This window comes from Pseudoalteromonas sp. G4, assembly GCF_028875915.1.
In the GTDB taxonomy this organism is placed as follows: Bacteria; Pseudomonadota; Gammaproteobacteria; order Enterobacterales; family Alteromonadaceae; genus Pseudoalteromonas.
Genome location: NZ_JAPEHW010000039.1, coordinates 1 through 25,610 on the forward strand (window position 1 = coordinate 1; position 25,610 = coordinate 25,610).

32 protein-coding genes are annotated in these 25,610 nt (G+C 38.4%); 8 read left to right on the forward strand and 24 right to left on the reverse strand.

Features of this window, described 5'->3' with window-relative positions; genetic code table 11:
• Nucleotides 1-225: 225 nt before the first annotated feature.
• The 5 genes from ON073_RS12190 to rplU form a co-directional block, all read right to left on the reverse strand.
• Entirely contained in the window at nt 226-600 is a 375-nt protein-coding gene (locus ON073_RS12190) for a DUF3718 domain-containing protein (RefSeq protein WP_274762150.1), read from the reverse strand.
• Between the two features lie 71 nt (nt 601-671).
• Complete coding sequence (gene folA / locus ON073_RS12195) at nt 672-1,172, reverse strand: type 3 dihydrofolate reductase (protein WP_274762151.1); 501 nt, start codon at nt 1,170-1,172, stop codon at nt 672-674.
• Nucleotides 1,173-1,254: 82 nt separating this feature from the next.
• The gene (gene cgtA / locus ON073_RS12200; RefSeq protein ID WP_274762152.1) at nt 1,255-2,412 is read right to left on the reverse strand and encodes an Obg family GTPase CgtA; all 1,158 of its coding nucleotides are present in this window, start codon (nt 2,410-2,412) and stop codon (nt 1,255-1,257) included.
• A gap of 115 nt (nt 2,413-2,527) precedes the next feature.
• On the reverse strand, nt 2,528-2,785 hold the full coding sequence (gene rpmA / locus ON073_RS12205; RefSeq protein WP_010560931.1) for a 50S ribosomal protein L27: 258 nt from the start codon (nt 2,783-2,785) through the stop codon (nt 2,528-2,530).
• 17 nt (nt 2,786-2,802) lie between these two features.
• Entirely contained in the window at nt 2,803-3,114 is a 312-nt protein-coding gene (gene rplU / locus ON073_RS12210; RefSeq protein ID WP_010560932.1) for a 50S ribosomal protein L21, read from the reverse strand.
• A gap of 290 nt (nt 3,115-3,404) precedes the next feature.
• On the opposite strand from rplU, the gene ispB reads away from it, so the two are divergent.
• Nucleotides 3,405-4,376 carry an octaprenyl diphosphate synthase gene (gene ispB, locus ON073_RS12215; protein WP_274762153.1) on the forward strand — a complete coding sequence of 324 codons (972 nt, stop codon included), beginning with the start codon at nt 3,405-3,407 and terminating at the stop codon, nt 4,374-4,376.
• A gap of 43 nt (nt 4,377-4,419) precedes the next feature.
• Here the strand turns inward: ispB and rpoS are convergent, their stop codons facing one another.
• The 11 genes from rpoS to ON073_RS12270 form a co-directional block, all read right to left on the reverse strand.
• Nucleotides 4,420-5,376, reverse strand: a complete 957-nt coding sequence (rpoS, locus tag ON073_RS12220) for an RNA polymerase sigma factor RpoS (RefSeq protein ID WP_274762154.1) — start codon at nt 5,374-5,376, stop codon at nt 4,420-4,422.
• Between the two features lie 63 nt (nt 5,377-5,439).
• Complete coding sequence (locus ON073_RS12225; protein WP_274762155.1) at nt 5,440-6,264, reverse strand: peptidoglycan DD-metalloendopeptidase family protein; 825 nt, start codon at nt 6,262-6,264, stop codon at nt 5,440-5,442.
• 8 nt (nt 6,265-6,272) lie between these two features.
• Nucleotides 6,273-6,914 (reverse strand): protein-L-isoaspartate(D-aspartate) O-methyltransferase, encoded by a 642-nt coding sequence (locus ON073_RS12230; RefSeq protein ID WP_274762156.1) that lies wholly within the window; start codon nt 6,912-6,914, stop codon nt 6,273-6,275.
• Nucleotides 6,904-7,725 (reverse strand): 5'/3'-nucleotidase SurE, encoded by an 822-nt coding sequence (gene surE / locus ON073_RS12235; RefSeq protein WP_274762157.1) that lies wholly within the window; start codon nt 7,723-7,725, stop codon nt 6,904-6,906. Before surE ends, ON073_RS12230 begins: the two co-directional genes overlap by 11 nt.
• Nucleotides 7,703-8,743, reverse strand: a complete 1,041-nt coding sequence (gene truD, locus ON073_RS12240) for a tRNA pseudouridine(13) synthase TruD (RefSeq protein WP_274762158.1) — start codon at nt 8,741-8,743, stop codon at nt 7,703-7,705. Before truD ends, surE begins: the two co-directional genes overlap by 23 nt.
• Nucleotides 8,736-9,209 (reverse strand): 2-C-methyl-D-erythritol 2,4-cyclodiphosphate synthase, encoded by a 474-nt coding sequence (gene ispF / locus ON073_RS12245; protein ID WP_274762159.1) that lies wholly within the window; start codon nt 9,207-9,209, stop codon nt 8,736-8,738. The genes truD and ispF overlap by 8 nt, the downstream gene beginning before the upstream one ends.
• Nucleotides 9,200-9,910, reverse strand: a complete 711-nt coding sequence (ispD, locus tag ON073_RS12250; protein ID WP_274762160.1) for a 2-C-methyl-D-erythritol 4-phosphate cytidylyltransferase — start codon at nt 9,908-9,910, stop codon at nt 9,200-9,202. Before ispD ends, ispF begins: the two co-directional genes overlap by 10 nt.
• Nucleotides 9,897-10,181: a cell division protein FtsB gene (gene ftsB, locus ON073_RS12255; protein ID WP_274762161.1), complete on the reverse strand. Its 285-nt coding sequence runs from the start codon at nt 10,179-10,181 to the stop codon at nt 9,897-9,899. The genes ispD and ftsB overlap by 14 nt, the downstream gene beginning before the upstream one ends.
• Before the next feature lie 8 nt (nt 10,182-10,189).
• Entirely contained in the window at nt 10,190-10,846 is a 657-nt protein-coding gene (locus ON073_RS12260) for a hypothetical protein (RefSeq protein ID WP_274762162.1), read from the reverse strand.
• A 212-nt stretch (nt 10,847-11,058) separates the two neighbouring features.
• On the reverse strand, nt 11,059-11,532 hold the full coding sequence (locus ON073_RS12265; protein ID WP_274762163.1) for a DUF2947 family protein: 474 nt from the start codon (nt 11,530-11,532) through the stop codon (nt 11,059-11,061).
• A gap of 80 nt (nt 11,533-11,612) precedes the next feature.
• Nucleotides 11,613-12,347 (reverse strand): substrate-binding periplasmic protein, encoded by a 735-nt coding sequence (locus ON073_RS12270; RefSeq protein WP_274762164.1) that lies wholly within the window; start codon nt 12,345-12,347, stop codon nt 11,613-11,615.
• Nucleotides 12,348-12,481: 134 nt separating this feature from the next.
• On the opposite strand from ON073_RS12270, the gene ON073_RS12275 reads away from it, so the two are divergent.
• Together ON073_RS12275 and ON073_RS12280 are read left to right on the forward strand one after the other, a co-directional pair.
• Entirely contained in the window at nt 12,482-13,318 is an 837-nt protein-coding gene (locus ON073_RS12275) for an AAA family ATPase (RefSeq protein ID WP_274762165.1), read from the forward strand.
• A gap of 7 nt (nt 13,319-13,325) precedes the next feature.
• A complete protein-coding gene (locus tag ON073_RS12280) occupies nt 13,326-14,513 on the forward strand; it encodes a vWA domain-containing protein (protein ID WP_274762166.1) in 1,188 nt (395 codons plus the stop codon).
• Between the two features lie 221 nt (nt 14,514-14,734).
• Here ON073_RS12280 and ON073_RS12285 read toward each other — a convergent pair whose 3' ends face one another.
• The 5 genes from ON073_RS12285 to ON073_RS12305 form a co-directional block, all read right to left on the reverse strand.
• Entirely contained in the window at nt 14,735-15,163 is a 429-nt protein-coding gene (locus ON073_RS12285; protein WP_274762167.1) for a PilW family protein, read from the reverse strand.
• Entirely contained in the window at nt 15,160-15,549 is a 390-nt protein-coding gene (locus ON073_RS12290) for a type IV pilus modification PilV family protein (RefSeq protein ID WP_274762168.1), read from the reverse strand. Before ON073_RS12290 ends, ON073_RS12285 begins: the two co-directional genes overlap by 4 nt.
• Nucleotides 15,533-15,973, reverse strand: coding sequence for a GspH/FimT family pseudopilin (locus tag ON073_RS12295; RefSeq protein ID WP_274762169.1), 441 nt, complete (start codon nt 15,971-15,973; stop codon nt 15,533-15,535). The genes ON073_RS12290 and ON073_RS12295 overlap by 17 nt, the downstream gene beginning before the upstream one ends.
• A gap of 8 nt (nt 15,974-15,981) precedes the next feature.
• Complete coding sequence (locus ON073_RS12300) at nt 15,982-16,356, reverse strand: type IV pilin protein (RefSeq protein WP_274762170.1); 375 nt, start codon at nt 16,354-16,356, stop codon at nt 15,982-15,984.
• 173 nt (nt 16,357-16,529) lie between these two features.
• A complete protein-coding gene (locus tag ON073_RS12305) occupies nt 16,530-17,036 on the reverse strand; it encodes a DUF3087 domain-containing protein (RefSeq protein WP_274762171.1) in 507 nt (168 codons plus the stop codon).
• Nucleotides 17,037-17,176: 140 nt separating this feature from the next.
• Between ON073_RS12305 and azu the strand changes: the two genes are divergently transcribed.
• The 5 genes from azu to ON073_RS12330 all read left to right on the forward strand — a co-directional run bounded on the left by azu (nt 17,177) and on the right by ON073_RS12330 (nt 22,541).
• Nucleotides 17,177-17,629: an azurin gene (azu, locus tag ON073_RS12310; protein ID WP_274762172.1), complete on the forward strand. Its 453-nt coding sequence runs from the start codon at nt 17,177-17,179 to the stop codon at nt 17,627-17,629.
• A 612-nt stretch (nt 17,630-18,241) separates the two neighbouring features.
• Nucleotides 18,242-19,786: a methyl-accepting chemotaxis protein gene (locus tag ON073_RS12315; protein ID WP_274762173.1), complete on the forward strand. Its 1,545-nt coding sequence runs from the start codon at nt 18,242-18,244 to the stop codon at nt 19,784-19,786.
• A gap of 122 nt (nt 19,787-19,908) precedes the next feature.
• The gene (locus ON073_RS12320) at nt 19,909-20,931 is read left to right on the forward strand and encodes a phospholipase (protein ID WP_274762174.1); all 1,023 of its coding nucleotides are present in this window, start codon (nt 19,909-19,911) and stop codon (nt 20,929-20,931) included.
• Nucleotides 20,932-22,026, forward strand: coding sequence for a hypothetical protein (locus ON073_RS12325; protein ID WP_274762175.1), 1,095 nt, complete (start codon nt 20,932-20,934; stop codon nt 22,024-22,026). It abuts the gene before it with no gap.
• Nucleotides 22,023-22,541: a hypothetical protein gene (locus ON073_RS12330; protein ID WP_274762176.1), complete on the forward strand. Its 519-nt coding sequence runs from the start codon at nt 22,023-22,025 to the stop codon at nt 22,539-22,541. The genes ON073_RS12325 and ON073_RS12330 overlap by 4 nt, the downstream gene beginning before the upstream one ends.
• A gap of 26 nt (nt 22,542-22,567) precedes the next feature.
• On the opposite strand, the gene ON073_RS12335 is transcribed toward ON073_RS12330, so the two are convergent.
• The 3 genes from ON073_RS12335 to gltX form a co-directional block, all read right to left on the reverse strand.
• Nucleotides 22,568-23,269: a DUF3581 family protein gene (locus ON073_RS12335; RefSeq protein ID WP_274762177.1), complete on the reverse strand. Its 702-nt coding sequence runs from the start codon at nt 23,267-23,269 to the stop codon at nt 22,568-22,570.
• 88 nt (nt 23,270-23,357) lie between these two features.
• Nucleotides 23,358-23,999, reverse strand: coding sequence for an outer membrane protein (locus ON073_RS12340; RefSeq protein ID WP_274762178.1), 642 nt, complete (start codon nt 23,997-23,999; stop codon nt 23,358-23,360).
• A gap of 114 nt (nt 24,000-24,113) precedes the next feature.
• Nucleotides 24,114-25,598 carry a glutamate--tRNA ligase gene (gene gltX / locus ON073_RS12345; RefSeq protein WP_274762179.1) on the reverse strand — a complete coding sequence of 495 codons (1,485 nt, stop codon included), beginning with the start codon at nt 25,596-25,598 and terminating at the stop codon, nt 24,114-24,116.
• Between the last annotated feature and the right edge of the window lie 12 nt (nt 25,599-25,610).

The window sequence follows — 25,610 nt, forward strand, 5'->3', positions numbered from 1 at the left end:
TTCTGAGTTCTGAGTTCTGCAAATTTAATTTCCTAAAGAAATAATACAATCCTTAATTTAGTTTTAGAGAGGAATTATTAGGTACTTATAATTTGCTGATTTAAAATCATTAGCTCTTTTACAGGGTGTACATTAAGAAACTCTAAGTATTATTTCAGTATGTATTAGATAGACACAAAAAAGCCAGCTTAGTAGCTGGCTTTTAGTCAAAGGGAAGATATCTTATTAAAGGCCTGCTCGTTCCTTTAATGCAGTAATAACAGCTGAACCTGAATGACCATTCGCATCAGCCCAAGCCACGTCGCCACCTGCTGCTAAGTCGCTTTTTGGTAGCTGCTTAACGATGTATTCGCCTACGCCATCTGCGCCACTAACAATTGCATGACGGATAAGGTTATTACCACCACAGCTAATGCCCGCATAAATATTACGTAGCTTTACACGTGATTCTTTAAGCTTCTTACGAATACGGCTTTTATCATCTGCAGCAACGTAGTCACACAAACTTGCAGCTAATTGCTCATTTGCATTTACTGTGTGAGAGCTTAGTAATGCAACCGAAGATACAGATAGAGTAAATAATAATGTTGATAATTTCATAGTACAGCAACCCTAGTAGCACTTTATACTTAATTTAATTACAACAATTCTAACAATAAGTTAAATCATCTTCAAGAAATTAAGCCTAATTTCTTATAAACAACAAATTGGTAATGATATTGATTGGTTTCATCCGGTGCGAAGCTCTGTGTTTCTTGCACCTGCCAATCAGCCACAGCTTCGTAATCAGGAAACTGCGTATCACCATCAACATCCAAGTCTATATGCGTTAAGTATAGTCGATCTGCACGGCTTAAAAAGTCTAAGTAAATTTTACCGCCACCAATAATCATAACTTCATCTACATCACCAGCCAAAGAGAGCGCGTGGTCTGGGCTTTCAGCCATTATCGCACCATTAACAACGTACTCTGGATTGCGCGTGATAATAATATTTTTTCGACCCGGCAACAGACGACCTATCGACTCATATGTACGACGTCCCATAATGACAGGTTTGCCCAAGGTGACTGATTTGAAATGCTTTAGATCAGCAGGAAGGTGCCATGGCATATCGTTATCTTTACCAATAATACGATTATTAGCCATCGCAGCTATCATTGAAATCTTCATAAGAAATTAATACTTTTAACCTAGTTAATTATTATTAGTACTTTTTTATTAAATATAAAAAAAGGTGCGCAAGCACCTTTTATTATCGTTGATAGACGACTTCTACGTCGTAATCATCCTCATCCCAATCTTCGTCATCATCGTCATCTTCAAAATCTGACAACTGATCTTCATGGTATGTATCCCACTTAAACTCAACTTCTTCTGGCTCTTCTTCAGCAACAAACTTCTCTTTAGGCATGCTTTCTAAAAGCTGCATAATGTCGAAGCATAACTGCTCTGTACCAATTTTGTTGAATGCAGAGATCTTATAGGTTTTTTCAGCTTCAAGCGCATCAGCGATCTCAGCGCACAATTCGTCTGCTTCTTCATCTAACAACAAATCAATTTTGTTAAATACTAACCAGCGAGGTTTTGCAGCTAGTGCCGGGCTGTAACGCTCAAGCTCACCTAGAATAGTGTAGGCATTTTCTACCGGATCAGAGCCATCAACTGGCATGATATCAATTATGTGCAGTAAAACACGGCAGCGCTCTAAGTGCTTTAAGAAGCGTATACCAAGACCAGCGCCTTCGGCAGCACCTTCGATAAGCCCTGGAATATCAGCGATTACAAATGATTGATTTTGACTTGGCCTTACAACACCTAAGTTAGGTACTAGCGTAGTAAATGGGTAATCAGCCACTTTTGGCTTTGCTGCAGACACACTGCGGATAAATGTCGATTTACCAGCGTTAGGCAGACCTAACAAACCAACATCAGCAAGAAGTAATAACTCTAAACGAAGGTTTCTTATTTCACCTGGTGTACCCAATGTTTTCTTACGAGGAGCTCGATTAGTACTTGATTTAAAACGGGTGTTACCAAGTCCATGAAAACCACCTTTAGCAACAATAATTTTGTGGCCATGTTGCGTTAAGTCACCTAGTACTTCAGCTGTATCGACATCAACAATACGAGTACCTACAGGAACCTTTAAAGTGAGATCTTCCCCTTTTTTACCTGTCATATTGCGACCAGCACCATTAGTACCGCGCTCAGCTTTATGGAAACGCTCAAATTGGTAATCAATCAAGGTATTTAAGTTTTCATCAGCTTCAATAAAAACACTACCACCATCACCACCGTCACCACCGTCAGGGCCACCATCAGGAACAAACTTTTCTCGGCGAAATGAAACTACACCGCTACCGCCATCACCAGCTTCAACGCGAATTTCAACTTCATCTACAAATTTCATATATTTAGCCTTACACAGCCTAGAATGTTTTCATTATACAAGACAATCAGGATGTGCGTAATCAAGAAACAAAAAAAGCCCCGCATTTGCGGGGCTTTTTAAAATTTTTTAGGGATTACTCAGCAATGATGCTTACGTATTTACGACCTAAAGGACCTTTTTGCTCAAACTGAACTTTACCGTTTGAAGTTGCAAATAAAGTGTGGTCTTTACCCATACCAACGTTAGTACCTGCGTGGAACTTAGTACCACGTTGACGAACGATGATGTTACCCGCTAAAACTGATTCACCACCGTAGCGCTTAACACCTAGGCGTTTACTTTCTGAATCACGACCGTTACGAGTACTACCAGCTGCTTTCTTATGTGCCATCTTTCTGTACCTCTAAATTAAGCGTTAATGCCAGTGATTTTAACTTCAGTGAACCACTGACGGTGACCCATTTGCTTGCGAGAATGCTTACGACGTCTAAACTTAACGATCTTAACTTTCTCACCACGACCATGAGATACAACTTCAGCTGTAACCTTACCGCCATTTACGAAAGGTGCACCAATTTCGATTTTCTCACCGTTTGCAACAAGTAATACTTTGTCAAATTCTACTGCTGCACCAGTTTCAGCCTCTAACTTCTCAAGGCGAATCGTTTGACCTTCAGTCACACGGTGCTGTTTACCACCACTTTGGAAAACCGCGTACATAATTAACTCCGTTCTGCGCCCTCAAATCGACGCAACTTAATAATCTTCGATAGGGCGCGAAGTCTACGCGAAATTAGACCATTGCGCAAGCCTATTTTTATAAAAAAGACTAATAATGTTGCGTTTCGAAAGACGCACTTAAAAATTTGATATTATTGACGCCAATTCTACCCAATTATGTCCGCTTAGAAAACCATTATTTTAGATAAAATATTGATTCTACTAAAAGCCAAAAATAGTGTACAATCCCCGGCAAATATGTGGCTCTTCCCCTTTAAACTTGGAGACTCATGGATATCAAAGCGATCCAAGCCTTAACAGAACAAGATATGTTAGCAGTTAATCAACTCATCGAGCAGCAACTGCAATCGAATGTCGCACTTGTCAATCAGTTAGGTCTTTATATTGTCAACAGCGGTGGCAAACGAATTCGTCCTATTTTATCAATTCTTGCTGCAAAAGCTCTTAAACACCAAGGTCAAGAACATGTTCGTTTAGCTGCAATTGTTGAATTTATCCATACTGCTACTTTACTTCATGATGATGTTGTAGATGAGTCATTACTTCGTCGTGGAAACCCTACAGCTAATGCTGAATTTGGTAACGCGGCAAGCGTTTTAGTTGGTGATTTTATTTACACTCGTGCATTCCAACTAATGGTTGGTTTTAACAAGATGCAAGTAATGGATATTTTTGCCCATGCGACTAATGTGATTGCTGAAGGTGAAGTATTACAATTAATGAATTGTAATGATCCAGATACGACTGAAGATAGCTACATGCAAGTTATCTATAGTAAAACAGCCAAGTTATTTGAAGCTGCAACAGAATTAGCTGCAATTATTACTGAGCAAAGTGATGAAATAATTAGTGGACTAAAATTCTATGGAATGCATTTAGGAACTGCTTTTCAGCTTGTTGATGACGTACTGGATTACAGTGCTAATCAAGCTGAACTAGGAAAATCTATTGGCGACGATCTTGCCGAAGGAAAACCGACACTACCTTTGATCTATGCAATGCAAAATGGATCTGAAGAGCAAAGAAACTTGATCCGCGGTGCAATTGAAAAAGCGGATGGCAAAGACTATCTAGATAAAGTCTTAGTCATTTTAGATGAAACAAAGGCCTTGTCACTCACAATGCAAAAAGCACAAGAAGAAGCACAGAAAGCAATTAACTACCTATCTGTGATACCTGATTCTGACTACAAAGATGCATTGATAGCACTTGCCAAAATATCTGTTGATAGAAAGTACTAAATTTTATCTACAAAAAACCGCTGAAATCAGCGGTTTTTTTATTTTATGCTCTAAACAGCGATTCGATACTTAATCCTTGGTGTGTTAACACCTCTTTTAATCGACGAAGGGCTTCAACCTGGATTTGTCTAACTCGCTCACGTGTTAATCCAATTTCTTTACCCACATCTTCTAATGTAGAAGGTTCGTAGCCGAGCAAACCAAATCGTCTTGCTAACACTTCACGTTGTTTTGCATTTAGCTCTTCAAGCCAGTGGACAATATTATTGTGAATGTCTTGATCTTGAATTTCACCTTCAGGACCACGACCTTTTTCATCAGCAATAATATCCAGCAGTGCCTTATCAGAATCGCCTCCAATTGGAGTGTCAACGGAACTAATTTTTTCGTTTAAACGCAGCATCTTACTTACGTCTTCAACTGGACGATCTAGCTTTTCTGCTATTTCTTCTGCTGTTGGTTCGTGATCTAACTTTTGCGTTAATTCACGAGCAGTCCGAAGGTAAACATTAAGCTCTTTAACAACATGGATGGGAAGTCGGATAGTACGAGTTTGATTCATTATCGCACGTTCAATGGTTTGACGGATCCACCAAGTTGCATAAGTAGAGAATCTAAATCCACGTTCAGGATCAAATTTTTCTACCGCCCTGATCAAACCTAAATTACCTTCTTCGATCAGATCTAATAATGCTAAACCTCTGTTGTTGTAGCGTCTTGCGATCTTCACTACTAGACGTAGATTGCTTTCAATCATACGTTTTCGCGATGCTTCGCAACCACGTAAGGCTTTGCGTGCAAAAAATACTTCTTCTTCTGCACTTAGTAATGGTGAAAATCCTATTTCGCCTAGGTAGAGTTGAGTAGCATCTAAGTTTTTAACAACTTCTTCTTTAGCAAAGATTTCGTCTTCTGTATCTTCTATCTCTTCAAGATCTTCATCTTTTACATCCATATCGATGGTTAGATCTTCAGTATTTTCTTTTTTTGTGCGTCCCATAAGCATCCTCCCGAGTCATTCAGTGACCTTTAAACACTAAAACACGTTCGCGCCCCAACTAACTTAGCGTGGCAAATACCTTAATGGGTCAACCGATTTTCCGCGGTATCTCACTTCAAATCTAAGCCCTACAGACTTAGCTTCGGAGTTACCCATCGTGGCAATTTTTTGCCTAGCTGTAACTTTTTGCTTTTCTTTTACCAAAATTCTTTGGTTGTGAGCGTAAGCAGTTAGATAATCATCGTTATGTTTCACTATGATTAAATTACCGTACCCTCTTAACGCACTTCCCGCATAAACAACAATACCATCTGCTGCTGCAAGAATATCAGTCCCTGATTTATTTTTTATTAGTATCCCTTTGTAGCCATTTTCTTTTCCTGAAAATTTCCTTGCTACACGGCCTTTAGTTGGCCAATACCAACGCAACTTGTCACTACTTTGAGCTACTTTTTGTTGCTTTTTTAAACTGGCTTGATTTTCAACATACTCTTGTTGTTTTTTGGGATCAAGCTGTTTTTTTAATGATTTGTTATTTTTTTGTATATTTTTAGTAGACTTGTTGGTCTTATCAGTGTAGTTTTTAGCCTTTTTTTGGCTTTTGCTAGCAGCGTTTAACTTTAAGATTTGGCCTGGAAAGATCGTGTAAGGGGCTTTAATACCATTGATCTTAGCCAGATCTCGGAAGTCTTTGTTTGATCTAAAAGCGATTGAATATAAGGTTTCACCTTTTTTAACTTTGTAGTTACTTCCTTTAATTTTAATTTTTTGTTGCGAACTAGTCTTACCAGACGTTAGATTTGCAACAGGGGCAGGCGTTGTTCTACTACTGCATGCGATTAGCTGTAAACATATAATGCAAGTAAAAAGCTGTAGTAATAAACGCATATTTACTCCTAATCAATCGCACCAGCGACTAATGGAACAAATCTTACTTCTTCTAAGGTTTGTGTAATAAAACTTTTTCCTTGGCGTTTTACTGCGACTAAATGTTGCTGATGTTCACCTATTGGAGAAATTAGCACACCACCATCATTTAATTGTTCAACTAAAGCTTGTGGAATTTCACTTGCTGCGGCAGTCACAATAATACCATCATAAGGTGCATTAGCTTGCCAACCCTGCCAACCATCACCATGCTTCATAACTACATTAAATAAATCTAACTGCTGTAGCCTTCTTTTTGCTTGCCACTGTAATGCTTTAATTCGTTCAACTGAATAAATACGCTCAAAGCACTGCGCTAGAATAGCTGATTGATAGCCAGAGCCTGTGCCTATTTCTAATATAGTTGCCGAAGGACTTGTTAGCTGCAAAAGTAACTCAGTCATTCTTGCAACAATGAAGGGTTGTGAAATCGTTTGCCCAAGCCCTATAGGCAAAGCCGTATTTTGATACGACTTATGTTTTAAAACATCATCAACAAAAATATGGCGAGGTGTTGACGCAATGGCGTCTAACACTTTTTGCGATCGAATTCCTTGCTGATATAAAAGCTGCGCCAATTGATGTGCGCTACGACTATAATTATTTAACACCTGAAATATTCAATCCTTCAATCCAGGTTTCCATTTTTTTAAGGCTCGATTTTGCTGTCATATCAACAGTAAGCGGGGTAACAGATGCAAATCCATTCGCTACCGCATGAAAATCAGTCCCTTCACCAGCATCTTGCGCTTCACCTAAATGGCCATACCAATAAATTTTTCGGCCCCAAGGATCACTTTGCTCCTGCATCGTTTCGGCTTTATGACGAGAGCCTAAACGAGTAACTTTAATGCCTTTAAGTTCTGAAAGTGGAATGTCCGGTACGTTTAAGTTGATTATTTGATCTGACTCTAGTGGATGCGCTTTAATTTCATTAATAATAGAGACGGCTACGGCAGCAGCTGTGTCATAGTTTTCTTCTTTTTTTGAGCACAAAGATACTGCAATTGCAGGCAAACCTAAAAATCGCCCTTCTGAAGCAGCTGAGCACAAAGATACTGCAATTGCAGGCAAACCTAAAAATCGCCCTTCTGAAGCAGCTGCAACAGTACCCGAATACAGCGTATCATCCCCTAAATTAGCCCCATTATTTATGCCTGCTACAACAATATCTGGCGTAAAATCAACCAGTTTATTTATTGCTAGTTGAACACAATCACTGGGTGTACCATTAACTGAGATAAAGCCATTTTCATGTGTATGGGTTCTTAAGGGGTTTAGTAAAGTAAGTGAATTACTTGCACCACTACAGTTACGATCAGGCGCCACAACGGTGACTTCTGCAATTTGAGACAACGCTAAATATAAAGCTTCAATGCCCTTTGCATTTACACCATCATCATTGCTCAGCAAGATTTTCATTATTTTCCTTATTCTTTACAGATACATCTTGGCACAGTGCAAGCTCACGTAATACCGCTGTTGCAAAACACCCTTTAGGCAGTGCAAAGCTAAACTCTATCACATCTTCATCTACATGATGTACTTCAAATTTTTCTGGGTAAAGGCGCATGTTTCTGCGCTCAGATTTAAGGCCTAGTTGAGCAAGGCTTTCACACCAAGAAGCAAAAGGCGCTAGCCAAGCTTGTTCTTGCTCTGTGACACCTTGTTCACCTTTGCCAGCTAAAGGTGCAGATAAATGTATATCACCACTAGCAAGGCGATTAACGGTTTCAAGGCTTATTTCTTCTTTGAAGAAGGCATTGCTACCGTTCAGTAAAAATACTTCTTCTGTCATTGTTTTTGCAATGCCATACTGCGCAATTCGTTGGCTAACAACCTGATTAAAAATATGTGAACGCGCAGCTGATATTATTATGCCGCGCAATTTTTTATCATGGATTTCTTTGCCTGCAAATAATTGCTCTGCCAATTCTAAATTATGCCCATTATGACCAAAGCGTTGAGCGCCAAAGTAATTTGGAACACCTTGTCTTACGGCGTTGATACGCGTTAGCACTTCGCTTACCGAACTACAATGACGTAACACAATCGTGAAGCGGTTTGCCTTATGACATCCTGTTTTGAGCTTACGGTTATGCCTTACCTGCTGCAATATTTTTACGCTATCACTATTAAGAGAAGAGAAATCAACTTCTTTCTTGATAGGCACAGGCACACTAAACCATTGAGAGGTTACTGCGTTGCGGTCTTTTAATCCTGGATAACTAACATTACGCGCTTGTGTACCAGCGATTTTAGCAATTTGTTTCGCTATAAATTGTGTATTCTCACCTTTTTTAAGCACCTGCAAACACACATGCTCACCAGAACCTGTCAGCTCAAAACCAAGCTCTTCATCAACGCGAAAATCCTCAGCTGAACTTTTAAACTCAGCTGTCGCATTCGGTTTTCCGTAAAGATAAGTTAAATTATCCATTTGTAAGTAACACTACCGCGTGGCTCTCAATACCTTCTTTTCGACCAGCAAAGCCAAGTTTTTCTGTTGTTGTCGCCTTAACATTAACCTGATCAATACTAATATTTAGATCATCAGCTATCACCGCACGCATCGCTTCAATATGAGGAGCCATTTTTGGTGCTTGCGCCACTATAGTTATATCTGTGTTGGCAACGGAATAGCCACGTTCTTCCATTAATGACACAACATGACGCAGTAAAATTCGGCTGTCTATATTTTCAAATTCAGAGGCCGTATCAGGAAAGTGTTTACCAATATCCCCTAGTGCAAGTGCACCCAAAATTGCATCACATAGTGCGTGAATTGCAACATCACCGTCAGAGTGTGCGATAAAGCCAAATTCATAATCGATTTTTACACCGGCAATTGTAAGAGGACCTGTACCACCAAACTTGTGCACGTCATAACCATGTCCTATTCGCATTTATCTATCTCCAAAAGTTGTTTCGCAATTAAAAATTCTGCAATTGCTACATCATCAGGGGTCGTTAATTTAATATTATCAGCTCGGCTTTCAACTAGTTGCACTTTGCCACCAGCCCACTCAATCGCTGAGGCTTCATCCGTTATTGAAACCTGTTGAGCTAATGCATTTGACACTGCATTAGTTAATTCATCCAATAAAAACATTTGTGGAGTTTGTGCCTGCCAAAGCGAGTCTCTCGGCACTGTATTTTCAACTAACGAGGTTCCTTGCTTAATCGTATCTCGTACTTTACTGGCTAGAATACCGCCACATTGATTTGTTTGGCACTGAGATATCAATTTTAGTATGTCACTTGGTAAAACAAGTGGACGCGCAGCATCGTGCACCAGCACCCACTCAATTGAAAAATTGAGTGATAAGTAATTTAATGCATTGAATACTGAGTCGGCACGCTCCTTTCCGCCCGTCACGGTAATTACATTTTCAGGTAATGTGAGATCTTTAAAATAAGCATCACTATCACTGATAGCAATAATAATCAGCGCATCAGGCAAAGTTGCTTTAAGCTTGCCAATTGTATGTTCTAATACTGTTTTTTCACCAAGATGGATATATTGCTTAGGCTTATTAGCTTGCATTCGTGCACCCACACCAGCAGCAGGCACAACAAATGCAATTGAAGGATTAATATCTGTCATTTTTATGTGTTACGCGAAAAAATGTTTCGCCTTGTTTGATCATCCCTAACTCATTTCGAGCACGTTCTTCAATGCCCTCTAAACCAAGTTTTAGATCTTCCACATCCGCTTTTAAAAGCTTATTTCGTCGTTCTAATCGAGTATTCACTTCAGTGTGCTGTTCAACTGCTGATTGCAGCTTTCGATAGTCTTTAACACCATGATGGCCAAACCATAACTGGTATTGCAAACTTGCAAACAAACACAACAAAGCTAGTTGAAATAATCGCATGGTAAATTCTATTTTTGAGTTATAAATGGGCGTTTAAAATCTTGCCAGTTTATTCGTGCTGCGAGCAACATTTCGCGTAATGTTAATACACGCGGGGTTGTCGCTCGTGAAAGCAACCAAACATGCCCGCAGCAAGCAGCTGAAAATGCCGCTTTGCTTGGTTTTAATACTTGTATTCCCGTATTTTCTTGTGAGCTTCCAGACATTGCAACCCAACCAAATTGATTACAATGAAAACCCGAGCTTGTTACTTCATCAACACTATCGATTCTAACAGTTGAATACTCAGCGTCATATACTAAAACTGGAATAATTAAGCCGACAAATACATTTTGGCTAAAGAATTGATGGTTTTTCTCTTCATCAACTTTTGGCATTGCACGTGACTGTTTCGCAATCCAACTGCCGTTTTGTGTATCTAAGGTAAGCGGGCTGTTGCCTTCTAAAATATGATTCGCGGCTTTTTCAATGTAATAAGGCAAACTAGCAAAGCGTCGTTGCAATCGCTCAACTGAACCAAACTGCTCTTTGCTTAAGCGATAAATTTCCCGAACATAAAAAGTATTACATAACGCATTGTACGCATTACTGCGTGACGAACTGCGCCATAACTCTGTTTGCTCTTCACATCCTGATTGCACTGATAAAAAACCTAGCGAATACACTTAATTAACCATAGTACATCATAATAAAATTGGATGTAATATCGACAATAGCTTAAAAATGATACGCCAAGAAATAAGACAGTATTAAGCATCGAAAGGAAGAATAAGTATAAAGTTAATTACCTTACTGCGCGACAGTAAGAGAAATGAAAGAATTGAAAAGTGTGAGATATTTTCGCAATTGCTACCAGTAAACAATTGCGATAGGTAATTTAATCTATGCGCTTGCCCAGCTTGGCATATCCAGTTTCTAAAAACTGCACTACCTGATGACGCTTTTTACCAATTAGCAAACTGCCATCACTCATAAATAAAAAGTTTAACCATGTTGCTTTAAAGGTTCGCCAATCAGTTTCAATAACGTGCTTGCGAGATAAACAAAAATACACGGTCGTATTTTCATCCCAATCGAGGTGATTAATGATTTCATCTGGCAATGCATCATCGTTATCCCAGGCTGACTCCCATTTAACTGAATTCACCCAAGTTTTGCCGTTTCCTGGCCAATCTTTGTTATCAAAAAAATCGGGGTGATCTTTTTCACGACTGACAAAAGTAGCCCATAAATTTGTCGCGCGACTTTCAGACATTGGTTTTATTTTATCGAGTAAAGAATCATCAATAGGTAACTGCTGATGACGGAATGCCCATGCATATTTAAAATCATCAAGGGGTATATAATTCATGCTTTATCAAATCTGTAAAAAGTCGCGAAACTATACCATAAATCCCTATTTAAGCAGAACCGTTGTGGAGCAAGCTTGCCTTATAATTTTTTAGGAACTACTTGTTGGTATTTTTGATAAATCTCGCTAAGCCGACCTGACTTTTCTAATTCGGAAAAGCGCATATCAAACAGATTTGCAATGTATTGACCTCTTACTGAATTGGAAAAAGCCATATATAAATTAAGTGAGCTAATATCAATAAGTTGAAATTCAGCTTTATCAGGCTGATTTGCTAAATGCGTTGCTAAGATTGTGCGTATATCAATAAGGTAATCTACACGCTTATACCTCACTAAGTTAAACCCACTCTCAGTGTTTTCCGTTTCTACGCCATTAACCAAAGGCTTTATCGTATCGTTTAATAGTTCATTTTTGTAGCCAGAACGCCATACACCAACCAATTTAGGTAAATCACTTTCAGACACTTTGGCATAACGGTCTTTTCGAACTAACAACGAGATAGGCTGACTTAATACAATATGCTTTGACATTATAAAGGTTGGATTTAATGGCATCGCCCCTGTTAAATCTGCCCCACCTGATTTAACCAGCTCTAAAGAGCGCAGCCAAGGTGCATACTGCACATTAAATTCGTTAGCCTCATAAAATATAAAGCGCATTAATTCGTGATATAAGCCTGTACCATCCTGATTTGTGTAATTTGGCCAAGAGTCCGTCACCCATCGAACTGGTTTGCTAATGTCATTAGTATTTGAAAAAGTAGCCGGAGAAAATAAAAAAACGCTTAATAAAAATAAACATCCTAATCTCATTTTGCGCTCCAAATTAATCCAATTTCACTTAAATTCAACCTTAAAGACGACATTTTGCAGCAACTTCATACTTTACTTAATCACTTAATATGACACACTTACACATCATACCAGTTTAGTCTAAAAGGTGCCCTGTGCAATTTAATGGTACACAAAACTATATCGCTTCTGAATCACTTAAGTTAGCTGTTAATGCAGCAATCACTTTAGAAAAACCATTATTAATAAAAGGTGAGCCTGGAACAGGTAAAACCATGCTTGCTGAAGAGCTAGCCCAAGTGCTCGATACTGAATTAATTCAATGGCATATCAAGTCAACGACTAAAGCACAACAAGGTCTTTATGAATATGACGCAGTATCACGATTACGTGATAGCCAATTAGGTGATGAAAAAGTTCACGACATCAGTAATTACATTGTAAAAGGTAAGCTGTGGCAAGCATTTGAAGCGCAAAAACGCCCTATTTTACTCATTGATGAAATTGATAAAGCTGATATTGAGTTTCCAAACGACTTACTGCTCGAACTCGATAAAATGGAGTTTTATGTATACGAAACGCAGCAGCAAATAAAAGCGGTTGAACGCCCCATTGTAATTATCACCTCAAATAACGAAAAAGAGCTACCGGATGCGTTTTTACGACGCTGCTTCTTCCATTACATTAACTTTCCTACACCAGAAGAAATGGCACAAATAATTGAAGTACACCACCCTAATGTGAAGCAAGATTTACTAACACAAGCGCTACAAGTATTTTTTAATTTACGCGATGTAAATGGGCTTAAAAAGAAGCCTTCCACCAGCGAGTTAATTGATTGGTTAAAGTTGCTATTAGCTGAAGATATTGACGCAAAAACACTGCATGACAAAACTCAAAGTGGTGGCTTAATGCCATTATTTGGTGCACTTTTGAAAAATGAACAAGATGTTAGCCTAATTGAAAAACTAGCATTTTTAGCAAAGCGTTAGACCTTTTATGCTAATAGATTTTTTCTTTACCTTAAAAAAACATCGCGTAAATGTGAGTGTGCGTGAATTACTTGATTTAATTAACGCTCTAAAACAACACGTTGTTTTTGCAAATATTGATGATTTTTATCATTTAGCCAAATTGTGCTTAGTTAAAGATGAAACCCAATTTGATAAATTTGACCGAGCCTTTGCTGAATATTTCGAAGGTGTTGAATCAGTTGATATATTTTCAAAGTTACAAGCGCAACACCAATTACCTAAAGATTGGTTAAAGAAAGAATTTGAAAAGCATCTTAGCCAAGAAGAAAAAGATAAAATAGAAGCCCTAGGCGGCCTCGACCAACTTATGAAAACATTGGCTGAGCGTTTAAAAGAACAACAAAAAAAACACGCGGGCGGAAATAAATGGGTAGGTACTGCCGGTACATCACCTTTTGGCGCGTATGGTTATAATCCTGAGGGGGTTCGTATTGGTCAAGATGGCAACCGTCAGCGCCGCGCGGTCAAAGTGTGGGATAAACGCCAATTCAAAAATCTCGACCAAGATGCTGATATTAGCTCTCGAACAATGAAACTGGCTCTCAAAAAATTAAGAAAATTTGCTAGAAGCGGCGAAAGTGATGAGCTTGATCTCAACAGCACAATAAGCGCAACCGCAAAACAAGGTGGTATGCTTGATGTCAAAATGAAACCTGAACGTCACAATGCGATAAAAGTGCTTATGTTCTTTGATATCGGTGGTTCAATGGATGCTTATATTCATACCTGTGAAGAGCTTTTTAGCGCGGCACATTCTGAGTTCAAGCATCTTGAGTTTTTTTACTTCCATAATTGCCTGTATGAACATGTTTGGCAGGATAATCAAAGAAGATACACAAATGTGCTTGATACCTACAGTATCATCAATCGCTTCTCCAGTGATTACAAAGTGATATTTGTTGGGGATGCCACAATGGGTCCTTATGAAATAAGTTACCCTGGCGGCAGTGTAGAACATTGGAATGAAGAACCTGGTCAAGTATGGTTAGCGCGTATCACACAACATTTTAATAATGTTGTTTGGCTAAACCCTCAACCACAACAACATTGGCACTATTATCAATCAATAGGCCTAATTGAGCACTTGATGGAAAAAAGAATGTTCCCATTAACTTTAGACGGGATTGGCCAAGCGATTAAGTGCTTAAATTAGTTCTTAAACACATGTTTATGCTATTAAGCTATTTAATGTAAAAGTTCGCGCCAATATCGTGCTTTGCTAAAAACCAGCAAACTATTCGCTCAAGTATAAAGTATATAACTCTTACAAAATAAGGACATTAGCTAAAATGGATAAGCAAACCGTTACCGATTATTTAATGAAGAAACCTTTCACGAGTGTCACTCAACCTTTTGGTGATAACGTTGATGTATTCAAAGTAAAACAGTGATTTCAACAAGATCCCCATTTATTACAATCGACATATTTTCAATGCCTTGTAAAATAACAATTTCACCATTTCCTGCATTACATAACAAATTTGGCGCTTCAAAACGAAAAGATTCGGTGTAAGGTGCAACAATTGGTACTGTGCCATCACATGCCACAGAGCCCACTTTATCTTGAACAATGCGAATATTATCTGTACCAGTAGAAACTGGTGTAACAAGTGTTTGTTTCAAGCTTCGACCAAACACATCTGACGTGTATCGTAAAACCTCTTGGGTATTTTCGATGTTCTTAGATAGGTTTATCGAATCTGAAATACCAATATAAGCAAAGCCTGTTCCGGCAACCAAAAACATAGCAACAGCCATAGCAACCATCAATTCAACTAAAGAAAATCCATAATGCATTTTCATGAGCACACCCTTGGTAACTTCACATTTAAACCAGCTGTATTAGCAAGGTTATCTGTCATGCGTTCGTCACTCCAACTTACCCTGATTTCAAAATCATCAACGTCAAAGCCGTTTGGAAATTCAATAACATATTTATCTGTTTGGGTTGCTACATTAAGATCATTCAATGTCAAAGTGCCATTTTGTAGTTCACACAAATTAGCCCAAGATTGCTCAACTGCATTATTCGCCTGTATTAATGAAAGGGTATAATCTAAACTGTTCGATGCATATTGAAGGGATTTAACTTGCCCAACACCCAAGCTTAAAAGCGCTATTGCTGACACTACAGTTGCAACCATTGCTTCAATTAGAGAGAAGCCTCGTTGTTTATTGGGTGCTTTCATTTACACACCCTCCTTTGGTTAACTGACTTTGCCCACTCACTAAAACAGAAAAACAACGGTCAACCGTATCCGCATCTCCATCTTCAATAGTTAAATTTATGCTCGTGGTTTCACCTGATGCACGTACAGTCATATTTGCTAAGCCATTAACACTGACACTTGAATAAATACTGCTAAATGTCATGATTGTTTCACCATCAAGTTGAACTAACCAATCTTCTCCAGAAACAACTAATTGCACGTCGGTTTCTCTTTTTACCGCTTCACTTCGAGCAAATTTAAATGTACTAGTTAATTGATTAGCTGTAGTGACCAGTCTGTCAGATTTAATAGTAGTAATCATAGAAGGGATAGCGACTGTGCTTAAAACCCCTACGATACTGGAAACAACCACTAGCTCTATTAAGGTGTATCCGTTTTTCATAAATCACCTCAACGCCAACAGGAATCGAGTGATGCAGTAGTTGCACCTTGCTGATTAACTGATAAATCACCACATTTATCGTCTGACTGAGCACCTTTAGGGCTTGCACTTAGAGTAAATGAAGTGTCGCTATCACGAGAGTACTTGTAGGAATAATAATCTGAAGTTTCAGGGGTAATCGTGTCTTCTGCTGGGTATTCACCAAGGCGAGTATAATTTCGTTCAAGCGTACCAGAGAGTTGCAGCAGATACTGCTGCGCATCAACCCTTCGGCTCTCTTTAACATATTCAGTGTAAGCTGGCAGAGCTACGGCTGTAAGGATCCCTATGATTGCGACAACAATCATAATTTCAACAAGCGTGAAACCCATTTGTCTTTGCATTTCTATCCCCTTTTATACAAATACCAGAAATGCAAATCCATTTGTAACTGGTATAAAACAAGTATAGAAAAGTCTAAGAAATAGACAAAACCAAAAAGCTGATTTTTATTGGGACACCCAGGGGATTATTAATTTTTTATAAATGATTCAATCTAAATCTAGATTATAGAAGTTTAATATTTTGAAAGTAATTTAGCTTCATACTTGTCTGTATCTAACGTTACATTAACCTCTCGTGCTTTTGCATCTAATTCAGCTTGCCAGATGCTAAGCTCTTCCATAGTGATCGTGTTATCATCCAGCTGCCAAAGTTGACGCGACCCAGCATATGAATAATTGATAATCTGCATTGCAACAACATCGCCCTCTTCTACTGCAGCTTTCAACTTGCGCATTTTTCTGGTGATGTAATTAAGTTGCTTTTTTAATTCCCACACATAGGTTACTTCAGTCATAAAGTCATGGTGCTTATATTTTTTTAATACACTGCCAATGATTAAACACGTCGCAACTACGCCTAAAAAATTCCAATGAAAGTGGCTGCCTTGCTCACTAGGAAAAATAGCAATAAGCGCTTGCGCAATGCCCAAACTACCAATCACTAACGCCACAATACAACCTACAATCACCTTATTTAAATGATTGCGATAACGGGCTTTGTTGATCTCTTGAATTTTCATTAACGTAATTACCTATTAATTAATAGAACATTGAATTTTAGGAAATCATTTTACCACTAATCAAATGAAACAAAACCTTGCAAGCACGCTCACAAAATGTAAAATAAAAACAATTATCAATAACATTTAGATTGTAAGATATGAAACGTTTAATCAAGTTAGGTCTACTTTCTCTTGCTGCATCATTTTTTTCTGTCAATGCATCTGCATCATGTTCAGCTTCGCTCGAAGCAAACGACATGATGCAATTTAACCAAAAAACGTTAAGTTTTTCTAAAGACTGTAAAGAAATCAGCATCGAACTGAAACATACAGGCAAACTGCCAGCCAAAACGATGGGGCATAATATTGTCGTAGTTGATAGCGCAAATGTTCAGGCTGTTGCTACAGACGGAATGTCAGCAGGTATTGCAAATCAATATGTAAAACCGGGAGATGAGCGCGTTTATGGCTTTTCAAAAATAATCGGTGGCGGTGAAGCAACTACATTAACCTTTAAAACAGACAAGCTCAAAGTGGCCGGTGACTATGCCTTTTTCTGTTCGTTCCCCGGTCACTGGGCAATTATGAAAGGTAAGTTGGAATTTAAGTAATTAAACCATCCCTTAAGGGCGTTTTTTAAACGCCCTTAAGGACATTTGTCCTTATCACTATGATCAACAAGGTACTATAGTGGTAAATCACTTTGAAAATACAGTAATGTTAAAATGAACCTTAACGTCATTAAAACGTCATAACTCTGTATTAAGTTAATGGAAATCGCAGTCACCCTGATCCAGTGATTGCACATGTTAAACCTGTGTTTACCCTAAACACATAGAATAGAGAGTCGAAAATGGACTATTTATATCAAGGATCCAAAATCCATGTGGCATTGCCTGTGGACTTTGCATCCATCAACAAAAGCAAGGTGACTTTCGAAGATAAGTCAGGCAATCAACGCGTTGATTTCGAAAACAAGAGCGACGCACGCCAATTCCTAAGCTGGCTAACTAGCCAAAAATAAAAAAACCGCGAACATCGCGGTTTTTTTATATCTAAATTCCCTACCAAGCCCACTTTCTATTTACACTAAGTCAAACTCATTTATTTAATTTTTAGACAAACGCTCAATCCTAAATAAAACTTTATAAAAAAACTGATTACGTTTGCCTATGAAAATTCGTACTAAAATACTTGCTCCAATTATATGCGCAACATTCATAATGATGTTGAGTTCATTTTTTAGCATATACAAACTAGAAGTATTACTTTCAGATTATGATGGATTAATAAATAATGAAGTATCTCAGGCGCATAACATCACACGCGTGCAATTACTCTTTAAGGATCAAGTTCAAGCATGGAAAAACACGCTTATACGCAACGCTGAACGAGAGAAATACTGGGCGCAATTCTCAAGCCTGCAAAATGAAATTCAAACACAATTAAGTATTTCCTCAAAGTATCAAGCGTTACAGTCACAGCATCAAAAATTGTACGAACGCTACAATGAAGCAAAAAATCAGCTGAGCTCAGGTATAACCATGCAGGATGTTGATTTAAAAATAAGAGGAATTGATAAACAATTTAGCCAACAGTTAACATCGACAGTAGAAAGCAAAAACGAACAGGTTTTAAACGTACAAAAAGCAATTAATAAACAAAAAAATACAATTACCATTGTCTACCCAATAATTGTAATCGTGTTATCAATTTCATCGGTTTTATTGGTTTTACTTTTATTAAACTCCTTAATCATCAATCCACTAAGGCAGCTAATTAACGAAATTACCGAAATTGCCGATGGCAAATATGATATTGCACTCAACTATGACAAAGATGATGAATTAGGGGAACTCAGAAACGCTGCAACTGAGATTAAATCTCATATTGTCGATACAGTCTCAAGCATATCCTTAGTAAAAATGGATGTTGAAACAGCCTTTTCGTTACTAATTGAAGTAAGTAAACAGATCTCAAATGGTTCTGATGAACAACTCCACTGCACACAACAAATGGAAGAAATTATTGAAGAGCTTGTGCATATTGCCAAAGAGCTAGAGCAACAGAGTGATAATGCTCATCTTTCAACAAATACCGTACTTGAAAAATCAAATCAGTGTAATCAACAAATGATTGACTCCTCTAAAGACATGTTTGCGTTAGCCAAACAAGTTGAATCAACATCACAAATCATAAAACAGCTCGATCAAGAAGCTGGCTCTGTAAGCTCAGTACTTGATGTCATTACAAGTATTGCGGAGCAAACCAATTTACTTGCGCTTAATGCGGCAATTGAAGCTGCAAGAGCAGGTGAAGCAGGCAGAGGCTTTGCCGTTGTTGCTGACGAAGTAAGAATGCTCGCTACAAAAACACAGCAATCAACATTAGATATTGGCGAAATAATAAAGTCTTTACAAGTTGCTGCCAAACAAGCTGTTGAGGCAATGAATGAATCTGAATCTATTACCGCAAAAAACCACGAACAATCGAACTTGGTTCGCGCATCATTAAACGAGATTAGTGAAGAAATGGGTAACATGACCTCGCAAAGTCAGCTTGTGTCAGACATCTCTTCTCGCCAAGTTAATATAAATAATCAACTTAATGAGAATTTAAAGCACCTCAAGTCAGTAACTGATAACTATCAAGAAATTGCAAACAGCAATACCGTGAGTTCAAGTGTCAATAAAGCTACTGATGACCTAAATAAAATGGTTGAAAAGCTTACCGGCAACCTCGCCCATAACGAAGTAGAACTCTTTTAATTGGCGTATTTACTAATAAATACGCTTAAGCTTTAGAGTAAATACTTCATATAAATGTAAATTAGTTGTAAAAATAACCACTTAGTTTAGTACCTTTATTAACAACAAAAATAAGGGTAAATATGAACATCAAACTCACCTCGCTACTGCTGGCAAGCTCTCTTGCTTCAGTCAGCCAACAAGCTAATGCATTCTCACAAGAAACACATAAACGTATTGTGATCGATGCTGTCAATTATATGCAGCAAAACCCTAATTCCACAGAATACGCAAAATTAGCGAACTGGGCGTCACAGCTTAATCTAACGGTAACTCAGTTAGCAAATCTGCTAGGGCAAGCTGCTTACGACGTTGATGATTTTGAAGATACATTCTTTTGTGGCGCAATCACAGGCTCTTGCGTACAAGCGCCTATTTGGGGCGCAGCAGAAAGCATTGTAAAGTACACTAGCTACTGGCACTTTCAAAACCATACCCAAGGCCCAGACCAACACGGCAATGACTTTGGCGGTTATAACTACCAGAAACTTACAGTATGGGGTGACATTGATAATTTAGCGGCCACTTGGTTAAAAGGCGATTACTTGGATGATGGCCGCGGTGGTGAAACAGGTTGGTTTGGTTCTGACTCAACGAAATACAATAGCTACGGCATTACTGAAGCAAACTACCGCATTGATGGTCACTCACACTACAACATGTATGATGACTTTGAAGAAATGCCGTTCCAACCAATTGATCATTTAGGTCAATATTGGTTTCAAAAGTTTGTCGAAAGCAAAAACCCACAGATTTTAGGGTTTGTATTTCACACCACTGATTTACTACAACCACACCACACTTGGGTAACATCTGCATTAAATCACTCTGGTTGGGAATCGTGGGTAAAAGATTACTACGATAAAGAGCAACTAAACGATTTTAGTAAAGTCAGCCAAGCACTTGAATACTACGCAGCACTTGATGCAAGCCAGCAAGATATCCGCCCTATTCTTACTCAAGGTGGTGCGCTTTCATATTCACAAGGTGGCATAGTCCTTAACTCAAAAGATCACTATGACCGCGTAAATACCGGGCAAGTCGTGATCCCACATGCCATTGCTATGGTAGTTCATTTACTTAATCATGCCGTGGTACAGCTATAAATGAAGTTTTTAGTATTATTAAGCACGCTTTTAGCGTGCTTTGCACACGCTAATGTGCAATTTAATAACGATGAAATTGCTTTTATGAACCAGTTTTATATCAAGCAAGGCGAGCAATTATCCAAGCAGCAAACACAACAAAGGCTTGAAACCCTGTACTTTCACCTTGTCCTTGCTAAACAAAAAGCACCAACATTATTGGAGCGTGTTGCAAGTGTCGGCTTTAGCACTAACTATCATAAAAAACGCTATATGATCAGCTTATTAAGTAATGAAAATACCAAATTTTCAGTACCAAACATCACTCTTAGCAGTGCTGAACTAAAACAGCTACTGGGTAACTACCCTCATAATGGCGTAGCAACAACGCAACTTTTAGCTAAGTTAACTCAGCCCTTAACTACAAACTATACATTGGCAGATGCCTATAATGATGCATCCATGCAAGCGCGCTTTAACTTGCACCAAGGCGACATAAAGCAACTAACTGAACTTGTAAAAGTAGAAACCCACTACCAAAGCGTAAAGCAACAGCATCAGAACCCAAATATTCGCTGGCCAGTGCTAGAATCACTCAGTACAAGTCAGGCTATCACGCCAGCACTACTTAACTACTTTGGTGTAAAAGCTAGTATGCATAATGAAAGCCCATACCTCGACAGTTTGAAACAGCAAATAACATCCTCAGAAATAGCTAATTACTACAAACAAAATAAACAACAATTTCGCTACAGCTCAGAAGTAACAGCCGCATCGCTTTCCTTTAGCTCGCAAGAAACCGCACAAAATGCCTACAAAAATAACGCGCTGCCACAACAGCTTAATAGCAAAAAAACAGTTATAAAACGTAAATCACTTAACCATACCTTTGTTAATCAAGCTGCATTCAATATATCTACAAAACAAGGTCCAACGCTTTTACGCACACCTAAAAACCAGTGGGTGATCATTCAAGTATTTGATAAGAAATATGATTACTACCCTAAAAACAGTGAGACTGTTGTCTATCAGGCGAAAACCTCGCTTGCAGCAACATTGGCTAAAAAGCAGTATGCCACTGCTAAAAATCAATGGCTAAAAGGCGGCCAATTATGAAACTAAAAGTACTATTTTCTAGCATAGTTATAGGGTTGATTATCGCGCTTAGTTGGTTTAGCCATTTGCCAATGAGCCCAAGTACTTATACTGAAATTAATGCCCCAAAAACAGTACATTCAAGTGAAAACCCCGCAGCAAAAATACAAACCATTGAAACAAAAACACCAGTATTAACCGTTAACAGCAGATTAAAAACAACATTAATCAGCCCTGTAAAAACGCATGTTAAGGTGGATATTCCGCCGATATCACCAACCAAACTAAAGACAACATTTACCGGTGATTTAGATGATCACGACGCTTACTTAGCGTATGAAAGTGAACAAGAAATCGCTCTTAAAACAGCCTATATTCAAGCAGCGAAAGAAAAGGTGGAATTACTAAATAGTTGGCTTGCTAGAGGGTTAGAAGCAAAAATAGATCAAACACAAATCGAATTTGCCAAAGAAAAAATAAAAGCACTTGAACAACTAAGTCAAACCTTGGAAGAAGAACTAAAAAAGGCGAGCTAAATACTCGCCTTTTTCTATATCAATTTTTAAGCCGGTTTTAAATCAACTTTACGCTGATTGTAATAGGCAATTAATTCATCAACTGTTTTTTGACAATACTCACGAATGCCTGAAACCAGCATATTCTTCTCGCCTTTGCCAATTACTTTGTCGCCATCTTTAAATACAAATGGTAGTGTGATCTTGCCACGCTTACCTGACAGCTCAAATTCAGGCGTCACAAACTCTAACACAGGTTGTTTAACATCAAGGTTAGAAAACTCAATCGACATTGACTCGTACATTACCATAGGGCGTGCAGGGTTAATCATTACCTCTTGCTCACCCATTAATGGAATAATCACATGCGGGAACGCTTTACCCGAAAACTCCACATAGTTTTTAATTAAACTATTGGTCAGCTCTTCACAGGTTGAAGTATCACCTTCACGGTTTACCGATAAGTACACTTTATCATCTTGTGTTAATGCAATATCACTGTCAGCTTCAGGGAAAGTAAGTGATACTTTCTCATCGACCATACCAGCAAAAGTAAAGTGCATTTTTTCACTTACACCGTACTTGTTTAACACCATTGAGAAAAGTAAATCACCTGGCACACAAAAACGCTTTGCATCAATATCGTGAAGCGGGTTGTAATCGTCAGCAATCAGTTTCGCAAATCGGCTTGCCTGATCACGGGTAAACGATACTTTTCCTTCAGATTCTTGATAGAAACCAGATAACATAAAATAACCTCAATTTTAACTTGGCCGCGCATTTTATCAGCGTTTTTATAAATAATTGGTCATACCTGTTGAAAGGCTAAAATAGTATTTAAAATCGATACTCCATATTCAAGTAATATTTATCCATTGATAAGAAAGTATGGTGACTATAGCCCGCTTTTAATCCCCAGTTTTTAGCAAAATCATATTGCACACCTAGGCCTAAATTGGCACCATAATTTGTTGAGTTTTCTCGAGTAATCACTTCTCGCTGATTATCTTTCCAATAAGACAATTTGGTCGATACATGAGTAACTGCAAGGCCTGCTAAACCGTAAAATGAGAGTTTGTCATTTACTGAATAAAAGTGATAGATACCATCCAAAGTGAGAATGCTCGCATCACTGTCATGGTAAACATTGTTTTCACAATCAAAAAAACAAAAATCTAACCAATCCAACTCTATGCCATAGGTATAATTACCACGTACAGCAAAATCGTTAGTCACATAGTAACCCAAACCAACACTTGCATTCACAATATCGGCATCGTCGCCATTTAAATCATATTCATCTAACAAGTCTTGAAAGTTTTGATCTAGTTCATCTCTTGCATCTTTGCTGTTGTAGTTATAATAGTTAGAAGCAAGACCAAATTTAATAAAATATTGCCCTTGATTCTGATTATTTGCCAAGGTGGAAATAGGAAGTAACAGTGCGAGAAAAAGAACTAAAGAAGAAACAGGTTTCATAACATATCCTTTTGTATTTGAATGAAAAATCAAAACCGGATATATCGTACCTAAAATCAGTAAGAAAGCCAGCATCATGCTGGCTTTTATAAACAATAAATTAAAACCTAATTATTATTGCGCTTGATACGCCTTGTAGGCTTTTTCTAATTTCTTGGCCTGCTTTTTCGATACACCAATGTGGTTTAACGCTACACGTAAACGTGCACGCGACATATCTGAACCTAAAATCTCCATTGCATCAACAACCGATGTAGACGATGTTTTACCTGTGATAGCAACAAAAATAGGCTCTAAGAAGTCTTTAATCTTAAGCTCAAAGTGGGTAGCAACTGCTTTTGCAATGGCAAAAATCTCTGACTTTTCCCAAGTACGCAGTGCTTCTAGTTCCCAGATGAAAATTTGCAGGGCTTCACGTACCACATCTTCTTCAGCTTTACCTGCTGTAAGTAGTGCTGGGTCATATTCTGGTGTACCCGCAACAAAATGACCTGCTAAATCAACTAAATCTGATAACGTATTAATACGCGTTTTTGCCTGCGGTAATACTTTAGCAAGTAGCTCAGGGTTAAATTTCCAGTCAAAGAAACGCGCCATTAACTCTTCATCAGATAAGTTTTCGCGGATCCATAAACCGTTTAACCAGTTAAGCTTGTCGATATCGAAAATTGGACCACCCAGTGATACACGCTTCATATCAAAGTGTTCAATCATTTCATCAAGCGTGAACTTTTCACGCTCATCTGGCATTGACCACCCCATACGGCCAAGGTAGTTAAGCAATGCTTCTGGTAAAAAGCCCATCTCTTTATAGTAATTAATCGATGTTGGGTTCTTACGCTTAGATAATTTTGATTTATCAGGGTTACGCAGTAGTGGTAAGTGACCCAATACCGGCGGCTGCCAGCCAAAGTCTTCGTAAAGTTTTAATAGCTTAGGTGCTGAGTTAATCCACTCTTCACCACGGAAAATATGGCTAATTTCCATATGGTGATCATCTACCACATTAGCTAAGAAATAGGTTGGGAAACCATCCGCTTTTAAAAGCACCTGCATATCTACGTTTTCCCACGGGATTTCAATCTCGCCACGTAGGTAATCGTTAAACTTAAAAGAGCCCTCAGCAGGAATTTTCATACGAATAACGTAAGGCTTACCCGCTTCAAGGTTTGCTTTAATTTCGTCTTCAGATAGGTTTAAACCACGGCCATCATACTTAGGACGAAGACCTTCCGCCATTTGCTCTTCACGCATTTGGTCAAGTTCTTCAGCTGTGGCAAAACAGTAAAACGCTTTACCTTCATCAACCAATTGGTGAGCAAATTTTTTGTACATATCAGAACGCTCAGACTGACGATATGGGCCAAACTCGCCACCTACATCAGGACCGTGATCCCAGTTAAGGCCTAACCATTTAAGGCTATCCATAATCGCTTGTTCTGATTCACGCGTGCTACGCACTTGGTCTGTATCTTCAATACGCAGTACAAATTCACCACCTTGCTGTTTCGCAAAGCAGTAGTTAAATAGTGCAATATAGGCCGTTCCTAAATGCGGATCACCGGTTGGTGACGGTGCAACACGTGTACGAATTGTCATCAAATGTCTCTT

Coding starts and splice junctions, on each gene's coding strand:
- ON073_RS12190 (WP_274762150.1), bottom strand. CDS start 600: ATGAAATTATCAACATTATTATTTACTCTATCTGTATCTTCGGTTGCA.
- folA (WP_274762151.1), bottom strand. CDS start 1,172: ATGAAGATTTCAATGATAGCTGCGATGGCTAATAATCGTATTATTGGT.
- cgtA (WP_274762152.1), bottom strand. CDS start 2,412: ATGAAATTTGTAGATGAAGTTGAAATTCGCGTTGAAGCTGGTGATGGC.
- rpmA (WP_010560931.1), bottom strand. CDS start 2,785: ATGGCACATAAGAAAGCAGCTGGTAGTACTCGTAACGGTCGTGATTCA.
- rplU (WP_010560932.1), bottom strand. CDS start 3,114: ATGTACGCGGTTTTCCAAAGTGGTGGTAAACAGCACCGTGTGACTGAA.
- ispB (WP_274762153.1), top strand. CDS start 3,405: ATGGATATCAAAGCGATCCAAGCCTTAACAGAACAAGATATGTTAGCA.
- rpoS (WP_274762154.1), bottom strand. CDS start 5,376: ATGGGACGCACAAAAAAAGAAAATACTGAAGATCTAACCATCGATATG.
- ON073_RS12225 (WP_274762155.1), bottom strand. CDS start 6,264: ATGCGTTTATTACTACAGCTTTTTACTTGCATTATATGTTTACAGCTA.
- surE (WP_274762157.1), bottom strand. CDS start 7,725: ATGAAAATCTTGCTGAGCAATGATGATGGTGTAAATGCAAAGGGCATT.
- truD (WP_274762158.1), bottom strand. CDS start 8,743: ATGGATAATTTAACTTATCTTTACGGAAAACCGAATGCGACAGCTGAG.
- ispF (WP_274762159.1), bottom strand. CDS start 9,209: ATGCGAATAGGACATGGTTATGACGTGCACAAGTTTGGTGGTACAGGT.
- ispD (WP_274762160.1), bottom strand. CDS start 9,910: ATGACAGATATTAATCCTTCAATTGCATTTGTTGTGCCTGCTGCTGGT.
- ftsB (WP_274762161.1), bottom strand. CDS start 10,181: ATGCGATTATTTCAACTAGCTTTGTTGTGTTTGTTTGCAAGTTTGCAA.
- ON073_RS12265 (WP_274762163.1), bottom strand. CDS start 11,532: ATGAATTATATACCCCTTGATGATTTTAAATATGCATGGGCATTCCGT.
- ON073_RS12270 (WP_274762164.1), bottom strand. CDS start 12,347: ATGAGATTAGGATGTTTATTTTTATTAAGCGTTTTTTTATTTTCTCCG.
- ON073_RS12280 (WP_274762166.1), top strand. CDS start 13,326: ATGCTAATAGATTTTTTCTTTACCTTAAAAAAACATCGCGTAAATGTG.
- ON073_RS12285 (WP_274762167.1), bottom strand. CDS start 15,163: ATGAAAATGCATTATGGATTTTCTTTAGTTGAATTGATGGTTGCTATG.
- ON073_RS12290 (WP_274762168.1), bottom strand. CDS start 15,549: ATGAAAGCACCCAATAAACAACGAGGCTTCTCTCTAATTGAAGCAATG.
- ON073_RS12295 (WP_274762169.1), bottom strand. CDS start 15,973: ATGAAAAACGGATACACCTTAATAGAGCTAGTGGTTGTTTCCAGTATC.
- ON073_RS12300 (WP_274762170.1), bottom strand. CDS start 16,356: ATGCAAAGACAAATGGGTTTCACGCTTGTTGAAATTATGATTGTTGTC.
- ON073_RS12305 (WP_274762171.1), bottom strand. CDS start 17,036: ATGAAAATTCAAGAGATCAACAAAGCCCGTTATCGCAATCATTTAAAT.
- azu (WP_274762172.1), top strand. CDS start 17,177: ATGAAACGTTTAATCAAGTTAGGTCTACTTTCTCTTGCTGCATCATTT.
- ON073_RS12315 (WP_274762173.1), top strand. CDS start 18,242: ATGATGTTGAGTTCATTTTTTAGCATATACAAACTAGAAGTATTACTT.
- ON073_RS12320 (WP_274762174.1), top strand. CDS start 19,909: ATGAACATCAAACTCACCTCGCTACTGCTGGCAAGCTCTCTTGCTTCA.
- ON073_RS12325 (WP_274762175.1), top strand. CDS start 20,932: ATGAAGTTTTTAGTATTATTAAGCACGCTTTTAGCGTGCTTTGCACAC.
- ON073_RS12330 (WP_274762176.1), top strand. CDS start 22,023: ATGAAACTAAAAGTACTATTTTCTAGCATAGTTATAGGGTTGATTATC.
- ON073_RS12335 (WP_274762177.1), bottom strand. CDS start 23,269: ATGTTATCTGGTTTCTATCAAGAATCTGAAGGAAAAGTATCGTTTACC.
- ON073_RS12340 (WP_274762178.1), bottom strand. CDS start 23,999: ATGAAACCTGTTTCTTCTTTAGTTCTTTTTCTCGCACTGTTACTTCCT.
- gltX (WP_274762179.1), bottom strand. CDS start 25,598: ATGACAATTCGTACACGTGTTGCACCGTCACCAACCGGTGATCCGCAT.